The organism is Microbulbifer discodermiae (assembly GCF_040742695.1).
Taxonomy (GTDB): domain Bacteria; phylum Pseudomonadota; class Gammaproteobacteria; order Pseudomonadales; family Cellvibrionaceae; genus Microbulbifer.
In genome coordinates, this window is sequence record NZ_JBFLAB010000090.1 from 1 (window position 1) to 9,111 (window position 9,111).

At 42.8% G+C, this 9,111-nt stretch carries 8 protein-coding genes; all 8 read left to right on the forward strand.

Features of this window, described 5'->3' with window-relative positions; all coding sequences use genetic code 11:
• The coding region (locus tag AB1S50_RS18225) for a transposase domain-containing protein (protein ID WP_367152251.1) at positions 1-127 on the forward strand (127 nt) is incomplete at its 5' end.
• Between the two features lie 2,478 nt (positions 128-2,605).
• Positions 2,606-3,112, forward strand: a complete 507-nt coding sequence (gene rfaH / locus AB1S50_RS18230; RefSeq protein ID WP_367152586.1) for a transcription/translation regulatory transformer protein RfaH — start codon at positions 2,606-2,608, stop codon at positions 3,110-3,112.
• Positions 3,113-3,626: 514 nt separating this feature from the next.
• Positions 3,627-3,995, forward strand: coding sequence for a hypothetical protein (locus AB1S50_RS18235; protein ID WP_367152588.1), 369 nt, complete (start codon positions 3,627-3,629; stop codon positions 3,993-3,995).
• 91 nt (positions 3,996-4,086) lie between these two features.
• A complete protein-coding gene (locus AB1S50_RS18240) occupies positions 4,087-4,317 on the forward strand; it encodes an MbtH family protein (RefSeq protein ID WP_367152589.1) in 231 nt (76 codons plus the stop codon).
• Between the two features lie 490 nt (positions 4,318-4,807).
• Positions 4,808-5,581, forward strand: coding sequence for a thioesterase II family protein (locus AB1S50_RS18245; RefSeq protein WP_367152591.1), 774 nt, complete (start codon positions 4,808-4,810; stop codon positions 5,579-5,581).
• 805 nt (positions 5,582-6,386) lie between these two features.
• On the forward strand, positions 6,387-6,674 hold the full coding sequence (locus AB1S50_RS18250) for an acyl carrier protein (protein WP_367152593.1): 288 nt from the start codon (positions 6,387-6,389) through the stop codon (positions 6,672-6,674).
• A gap of 59 nt (positions 6,675-6,733) precedes the next feature.
• Positions 6,734-7,651 (forward strand): chlorinating enzyme, encoded by a 918-nt coding sequence (locus tag AB1S50_RS18255; RefSeq protein WP_367152594.1) that lies wholly within the window; start codon positions 6,734-6,736, stop codon positions 7,649-7,651.
• Positions 7,652-8,249: 598 nt separating this feature from the next.
• The gene (locus AB1S50_RS18260) at positions 8,250-8,486 is read left to right on the forward strand and encodes an MbtH family protein (protein WP_367152596.1); all 237 of its coding nucleotides are present in this window, start codon (positions 8,250-8,252) and stop codon (positions 8,484-8,486) included.
• The last annotated feature ends 625 nt before the right edge of the window (positions 8,487-9,111 follow it).

Sequence of the window (9,111 nt, forward strand, 5' to 3'; positions counted from 1 at the left end):
AGCCAAGCTGAATGGTCATGATCCCTTTGCGTATCTGAAAGATGTGATGCAGCGATTACCGATGCATCGCGCCAGTGCTATCGGCGAGCTGCTGCCCCATAACTGGGTTCCTGCTGACAAGGTGTGATGCCCGGACGCTTACGTTTATATGCTTTCATTATTAGTTTTACTGTAATTGGTTGAATACATTAGTAGGCTGAATTGGTCAATAAAACTTAGATTGCCTGAGTTAAGATGGTTGACAGGGAGTCAGCAGTCCCAGGCATTTTTAAGATACTAAATTCTATCTATAGTAATTAAAAGTTTGTATTGAAACTTTTCATTCTTTCGGGCAAAAGCCCGGGGCATCAACACTCTCAAAATATATGTGCCACTAGTTTCGATAGTGATAGGTTTATTATTTTCCATCACAGTATTAACAGGAGAATATATAATGACATCAAGCCTGTCTATGTCTATGCTAGTGGTGAGTTGATCATTTTCCGACAGGCTCAGTGAATACTCATCGTAGCTATAGCCCGCAATTTCTCCGGTATGCACCTCCCGGTGTATCCTTTTATCCGGGTTTGACATACATCCGCTAAGTAAGAACCAGATTAACACAAGAGGAGTCAGTTTCATCTGAAATTGATCTATAATAAAAGTCCATTACAGAATAGCGCCTCTGGTATAACCGAAGAGTTTCGACCCTGATCTGGAGCTTCTAATGTTACATTGATTCATACCTCGATTTTACTCTTACTTATGCTCTTCTGGGGTCGGGTAACCCAGTCGACTCTCGGAAGCCGTCACTGAGTTTAAGTTATAGAGTTTGGTTAGCCAAAATAGTTTCTATGCCAGGGCCACAAGTCACGCCCACGGGACGAGAAACCGAATTTATCGTCAACTATGTATGGCGTTGAAATTATCCATAACTAACTACACTTGCTTGGGTGGTCATAAATCAGGCGATAAGATTTGATTGGATAATCCCAGAAGAGTCATCAAGTGCCAAAGTAGCATGCTAGCGACTTTGGGCCGAAAAGAATCTAATACTCTATTTGAGGACAAGCTAAGTTTAATGGCGAAATTGAGCAGGGCTAATATGAAAGAAAAATGTCAGGCTGGGCGTGGATTTATTTAGAGGCAGCTAACCTAGGTCATATATTAGAGGCTATCTATTTGTCGCAAAAAGCCAAATTGCTGAATTTCAGCAGCGGACCAGGGATTTTTCTTCGAGATTATTTGATAGATCGGCTAATGCAATAGTGCCACAAGTTTTTAAGAAAATCCCTTAGGCAGAAGCCCTGTAGGTTTGATTCCTGGTCAAAAATTGTTGTGGCATTAGAGCACCGCCGGACAGCTAAGCTGCACCTGTCAGCTTCTGTTGCTTGGAAGGAATTGCCAGACTTGCTCACTGTACACGGATAGGCTGCATCTATTTCGAGGATTCTGTCATAAATCTGAAACTACTGTAAAAATTTTCATTCCGCACAGCCTGTAGCCCTCATACGGGAAAATAAATGGTGATCAAGGGTGCCATTGTGGTCGTGTGAAATTGACTACGAGCGCAAACTCCTGTAGAAATTGCACCGACATTGTGCTCTCACAATCTCGAAATTGAATTTGTACGCTGGATAATCAAATTAGTACTCAAAGCGCAGCGTACACTCAGAGAGGTGGGAAGGAATAATCAAAAAAACTGTAGGGCATTTGTGGTATGGTAGGAGAGAGTTTTTCTTGGTGGCAAAGGCGAAGTCGCCTCATTAGGAGAGCTATCCCTCGCAAATCCAACCGGTTACCTATGGTAGAAGGCAACTGCAATGGTTGTAATTCAGGAAAGTCGGCCTGCGTGGCCGCAGTGGTCATTGACTATTCCCATAGCGCCTCAACCAATTACGACTATGAACATGAACCACTCCGTTTCAATAGCAAAAGCTCTGCCGATGAATCCAGTTCGCAGGTTGGCGCTGCAAGCCTGAGTCACCATAGGGCGGATATCTACTTGCAGTTGATGCCCGGCTGTGCCTTAGCGGGTGGCGCTAACTCCAAGCAGCTGAATAAACGTACGATCATTCAGCAGCACCCTATGGCATCAATTTATAGCTTAGAGAAAGTCCTCATAAGTAGTGGATCTGTTACGGGCATAAAACCAGCTTGCTATGGGAGCAATTTAAGGCATCGTTACAGAAATAGATTCAGCTGCGGCAGCACGGGGTCATCCCAAAGGTCTTTAGATCCCAATATAAATAGCGCTAGTTCAGCCGGATTAGAGTATGCGCTTTCTGAGTTGTTGCAATCTGAGCCAATTGACAAGTAAAGCATTAATGTCTGATGGGAGGTATTTTTAAATGTATCAATATGACATAGCGCTTCAAGTATTTGGTCCTCTGGCTTGTAAACACGAATGTATATCATTACATATGGACGCTGAATTCTCCGCTGGCTAAGCAGGACTCCAATGAGTTTGGCCGCGATAGGCTTCAGCTGAAAAGATTGGAAATTCCGAGCTGACTCAGTAGGAGTGATTGGTGTAAAAGCAGCTTTGAATATAATGACACGAAGGGATGCTTAGTGCTTTTAACAGGAGGGAGTCTGTCAACGATATTTTTGGGGTGATTGAGGTATGGGGCGGTGGTATCTGCTGGGCTGCAAGCGACAACTCGAACAGCAAGCAGCAAATTTCTTAGAAAATCAAAATCACAAGATTTACTTGCCGATGATTAGTGTCAATAGATCAAAAACATTGACACCAAAAATGAAAAAGGAGCCTCTATTTCCAGGATATATGTTCATTTGGCTTAATAGTGACGAGGTCAACTGGACTGCGATTCGGTCAACGAGAGGAGTACGGGATTTTGTCCGCTTTGGTCAATCATTGGCCACTGTGGGCATTGAAGTCGTAGAAAATATCAAGCAGCGGATCATGGTTGAAAGTGCGTCAAAGCCTATGACGGCGAAGGACTTGAAAGCGGGAGATAAGGTTGCCATAGCAACTGGAAGCTTTGAGGGTGTCGATGCAATATTCCAGTGCAGCCGCGGCAATGATAGGGTCATTGTGCTTATCAATATGATAGGCAGTCTGCACCAGGTCAATGTAAGTGTTGACTCACTACGGCTATCAACCGCTTGACTACTTCACTCATATGTTGAGTCGATTATGACAGGCCATTAATTACTTAATTGCCAACAATGTATAATGCTCATTACTTGAAGCACAGCTGTCGGTTGGTATGGAAAGCTTCCTGTGCAATCAAAATTGCAGTTTTGCTTGAAGAAAGTAAGAAGTACGTTGTACTATGGCACTGATAAGCCGTGCCTAGTTGCTGGGGAGCCAAGCCCCCCCGGCGGAAGCGTTGCCTTCAATAAAAATAGTGTAGAGCTGTGCCCTGTTGCATCACTAGATTCCACTGACCGCGAAAATCACCATTTTCGCTCTTCCAAACAATTGCCGCTTTAAGTGTCGCCTCATGAGAAAAACCAATGAAAGCAAAAGGCGGCATTCTAAGCTTTGAGCTCTAAATCACTAGCGATTCTTCTACAGGAATACCTGAGTAATTTTAGTGGTGTTTTTGAAACAGTGTCACTTTAGAACAAATAAAATTTCCAGTTAAGTTTAGTTGAAACCCTATGGAGAGGTTTAGGTTATGAATGAATTAGTGCAGCGCCTGTGCAAAGGTGAACACCCAATTGCCGCCGAGCGAAGTGAGTCCGCTACTGAACTGAAAGAACAAATTGATAGAGGGTTTGTTCTGCTGAAGTTCACAGAGACAAAGGGTGGAACAGAACTCGGAAGCCAGTTGGACAAGGAGTCCTGCAAGCTGGAGGAGGCCGACTTCGAAAAGAGTACTGGACAGGTGCATTTGGTTGGGGATTTGATTCTTAACTATGATCGCGTTCGTTTGATTGCTGATGTTGATCTAAAGACTTTGAAAGGCAAGGGGCGCCTGGAGTTAGTGGAAAGTGAAGAGGAGATACTGGCTCGTGAGGCATCTAAAGGGGCAACTTCCCATTAACCGAACCCAAAGTCCTGTCCTGGTTGTGCGAATGCTGTAATAGAATTAATTGTTACATGGTAATAGTTTGAATACCTGAAAAGGGGATCTTATGTTTGGTGATGATGACGAAAGCAGAATTTTTAAAGTGGTGATGAATCACGAAGAGCAGTATTCAATTTGGCCGGCTGACCGGGAAAATGCTTTGGGCTGGAACGATGTGGGAAAAGAAGGGCTTAAGGCCGAATGTCTGGCTTACATTGATGAAGTCTGGACTGACATGCGGCCCTTAAGTTTGCGTAAACACATGGAAAAAATAGAGCAAGAAAAACAGGAAGCGTAAACCTGTTATGTACTTGGCGCCGATGTGCACCAAGCGCAACGAATAGGGATGATTAATAACTACATGGAAGCCAGAAGCAGCTGCTGTGTCAAATGCTCCATCAGATAAAGGGATCTTGCAGCCAGCCGCTGTTTAGTGATGGGTGTAAAAATGGTTTCTGCCATAGCCTCGGGAGAAGGTTAATGGATCTGGCAGCGTATAGCTTCACAAAGGGCGAATACCAGTAGGTCAGAGGTGCAAGTACTTCAAGATCTCCATAGTATTTGCCCGCCATCAATAAATATTTAGCCATGACAAGCTTGGGGCGAAAAAATTCGGTTGGATCAAGAGCCTGCTAAAGTGCAGTAATTCACTGCCGCTACTCCAAGAGTGAATAGATCCATGATAAGTAGAGCGGATCTAAGTCTTATCTAGTCGGTTTATATTTAAAGGTACCAAACGGTTAATGCTTTCTCTAAAGCTGAAGAGATTCATGAAGCTAGAGGTTTAAATGTCAGTGAAAAACAATCCCTGGCTGGTTAATTACACTAATCGGCCGACGGCTGATGTACGTCTGATCTGTTTTCATTATGCTGGCGGTAGTGCGTCAGCTTATAGAAACTGGCCAAAATTTTTGTCTGCTAATGTAGATCTTCTAGGAGTGCAACTTCCGGGTAGGGAGGGTCGGTATCAAGAGGATTTTATAACCAACTTTGATGAATTGATTGGCAAAGTGGTGGTAGCCCTTGAGCCTGTGATTGACAAGCCATATGTGGTATTTGGGCATAGTATGGGCAGCCTAATGAGTTTTGAATGCCTACGCCAGATAGGTAGCAAGGGGCTACCGTTACCATTATTCTATATTCCCGCAGGTCGTCGGTCACCGCAGTTTCCTGAAGATGAGCCACCAATTGCGCACCTTCCGGAGGGGGATTTTCTGACTGCTTTGCTGAAAGAGTACGAAGATAATCTTGGAGACGTTTTAAGAAATAAAGATCTTCGTGAAGTATTTATTCCTCAGCTCCGGGCGGATTTTAGGTTATGTGAAGATTATTGCTATAGAGAAAAAGAAAAATTAAACTGCCCAATATACGCTTTTGGAGGTGAGCAGGAACAAAAGCTAGGGGAGAAGGAGATTCAAGGATGGGCAGCGCATACGAATTGTGAATTTTTTGCTAAACGTTTTCCTGGGGATCATTTCTTTATACATAAATCAGAGTCCATGGTAGTCAGGGAAATCAATCGTTACCTGGCAATGTATAGTTTTGACCAAGTTGCGAGTTAATTTTCGCCCTAAAAGTATAAGATATAATTAGTTTATTGGAATAATTACAAGTTAACTTGATTGTATAAAGAGTTCGGAATACCCCCTGCTTAAACCAGTTGATTTTAATAGAAATGGAAATATGAAAAAATCAATTGCAGTTATCAAGAAATTCTCGTCGGGGGTGTTCGCAAGAGGGTGCGCCACTAAGTGATGTGGTTATTTCTAGTCAAAAAAGCTATCAAATGTCGCGATAGTATCGATACGCTAAGCCACAATCGAGAAGAAATCAGGAAAGATCTGCATAGCATTTGTATTTTCTTTTGACATGAAATTGCAAGTTTTATCATCAAGCGGGCAACACCAGGCTAGAGTGTTATACCTATTGGTAAAGCCCGACAGGTGTGGCCGATCGAAAGAAATCTGCCTACACTTTTCTTTGAATTATTCGAAAGCTCCGGCCAATGCGTATTGAGCGTTGAGGTGGCGACGTCAAGAATCAGGTATTTCCAGTTGAAGCCACAAATTATGCTTGACGATGCGGAACCTCGGCGGACCGCTGCAAAGTGCGTTGCTCTCCAAGTCAATAAAGCAGACCGGGTTCGGCCGTTGGGGTTACGACCCGTAGATTTGTCTGCGTCCCGTCAGTCTCCAACTGATATAACTTTGACACTGCTGCCCAGTTAATACCAGCATACGTTAAAAACGAAAGTAATTTGCTAATGACGGATACTCCGAGTGGCTGAGCACTAAGACAGTACAGCCCCATATCGTTCCAAATCGGTTTAATATCAGCCCAAATTTTCCTATCAATCGGAATTGTAAGTTGCAAATAAAAGTAATAGAACAACTAAACTTAAACAAAGCGAGGCATAATAAAATGCAAAGAGAAGAAGTATATGAGCTTATAAAAAGTTCTTTCAATGAAAAAGAAGCCATGAAGGGTATTTCGGATGACGAAAATTTTTTTAGTCGTGGCGTATCTTCCCTAACAGTAGTTGAACTGCAAATAGCTATAGAAAAATCACTCAATGTTACAGTGCAAACCAGTGACTTGATGCGAGCGCCTACTATTGGAGAATGGGTAGAGCTGTATGCATCGCAAAATGGTTAGCGCTCAAGTTCAGCTAAAATGTTCAAGCTAAATTTAGTGCAATAATAAGGTTATAAGAAATGAAAAAAAAATTCAGTCTTTCAAATGTCGATCTGGACAAGTTTCGTCGTGACGGATATATAGGTCCATTTGACTTATATGATTCTAACGAAATTAAAGAACTGTATAATGCATCTCTGCGTGCGGACATGTTTGATCGTTCCAAAGCGATTTACGATTTAGATCATACCAGCAGACTTGCGGGTTATGATCGTCATTTGGATATAGACTTTTTCAGCCAGCATGTCATGCGTCGGGAAATTGTTGATAAACTGGAGCCGGTATTAGGGCCAGATATAATCTGCTGGCGTTCAGAAATGTTTCCAAAATACCCTGGAGATGAAGGCACTGATTGGCATCAGGCCGATAATTTTGGCCACGCCTCGGGCTCGGCGCAAATTGAATGGCCCAATGGCTCAGATTTTGGTGGTGCAGTGACTGTATGGACGGCGATTACCGACGTAACAGAAGAGACCGCGTGTCTGCGCTTTATTCCAGGTACACAGGAAGAGATGTTTTACGACGAATCCAAGGAAATGATCTATTCACCAGAAAACGAGAATAAATTAGAAAAAGGTGGAATGAAACGGGGTTTCTTTGGTTACGATTACCGTAATTTACAAAAGGATCCAGATTGGACTCCGGACGATAATTTGGCAGTTTCTATAGAGATGAAGGCCGGACAGTTTGTAATATTCTGGTCCACTTTGATGCATTCTTCTATGCCCAACTCATCAAAAGACAAAAGCAGACTCGGATTTACTGCGAGATATGTGCCTACAAGCGTTAAAATCTACCCAAATACGAAGACGATCTCAGAGTATGGTACTACTTTGAGTTTGGATAAGTACGGCGTGGTCGTTGTCTCCGGTGAAGATAAGTTCAAACAGAATCGTGTGGTTGCAGAAAGCAATCGTGGTTACAAATTTGCACTTTAAGAAGAATCAAAGTCATTAGAAGGGATGCAAAGGCTTGCAAACTTCAATATTTACCGGCGGATAGCTGGAGGTTATTTTGCCGTTATCCCAACTGAATTGACCTGCCTGTATAACTAGGAATCGGAAGACCATCGCGGCGATCAAACACCATATATTGGAAGAGGTCGTCGCGAGGTACGGCAGATAAATATATAGAGCAGTCAGGTGACGCGGTATATAGGTGTGATACGCCAAGTCGAGATAGCTAGACAGATATTCTATTGTCAATGTAAGCCGTAAGCCGTAAGCCGTAAGCCGTAAGCCGTAAGCCGTAAGCCGTAAGCCGTAAGCCGTAAGGCGGCAAGGGGCCCGTTTAGCTAAAATCACCTAAGGGACATGAAATCGCGTGTTTCCTCCCGTCGAGCATGTCATATTTCAAAACAGTATAAATCCATGTAAGGAAGCCTCTAGGTTGGTGGTTCCGACAAGAAATGTTTGGCTGTCTAGATGAATGACCTTCCAGGATACTATGTTTAATAAAGTTATCGTCAAACTGCGGCTTAGAGAGGCGGCAAGCTTTTAATTGAAAATTCTTAGCTATGTTGGTAGGAGTATATTAATGTTTAATGATGAAGATGAAGATCGTATCTATAAAGTCGTATTGAATCATGAAGAACAATACTCGATTTGGCCTGCCGACAGAGAGAACGCTTTGGGTTGGAGGGATGCCGGTAAAGAAGGTAAAAAGTCCGAGTGTCTCGACTACATCGAGGAAGTCTGGACCGATATGCGCCCCTTGAGTTTGCGTAAACATATGGAGCAGTTAGATAGTAAAAAGGAAGTTGCTGAAAAGTAAGCCGCTTCAAACTGCAAATAATAGACGCGGTCACTTATGAGATATTATCAGGAAGCCCTAAATAGTTTTTTTGCCGCAATGGAATGGAAGAATTTTATTCTCGTTTTACCGAGAAAAGTTCTTGGGTCAACTAAGAGTAGTTAAATAAACTACCGAATAGCTGGAAGCCACAGGACACAGCTATCTGAGCGGAAGCTTGCTTTACCGAGGCTTGTGTAAAGAATTTAAGCTCATCGTCTTAGCCTTCTAGATATCATAAACCCTGTTCGAATAAATCAGGTGCTATTTTTGACATACAGTATGAGCTGCGTGCTTAGCTAAGAATGGCTTAAAAAAATAAACGGCAATAGGTGATGTCACCTCCACAGTTTATCGTCACCGGTCGACTGGCATACTATTTCCCAGACTTGGCACCTACTATAATGCTCCCCGGTGAGTTGCTTTTCTAAAGCTTTATTGAAGGTCTAAAAGGTCGAATATGCGCTAGGGCCTGTTAACACTAATTTTGATAAAATCTGCGTTTATGGAAATCACAAAATCGCAATTCAAAATTATCGAACACCTGCTGCCTTTACAGCGAGGTAACGTCAAAATACCGAATATACAGGTCATAAACGCTGTTTTG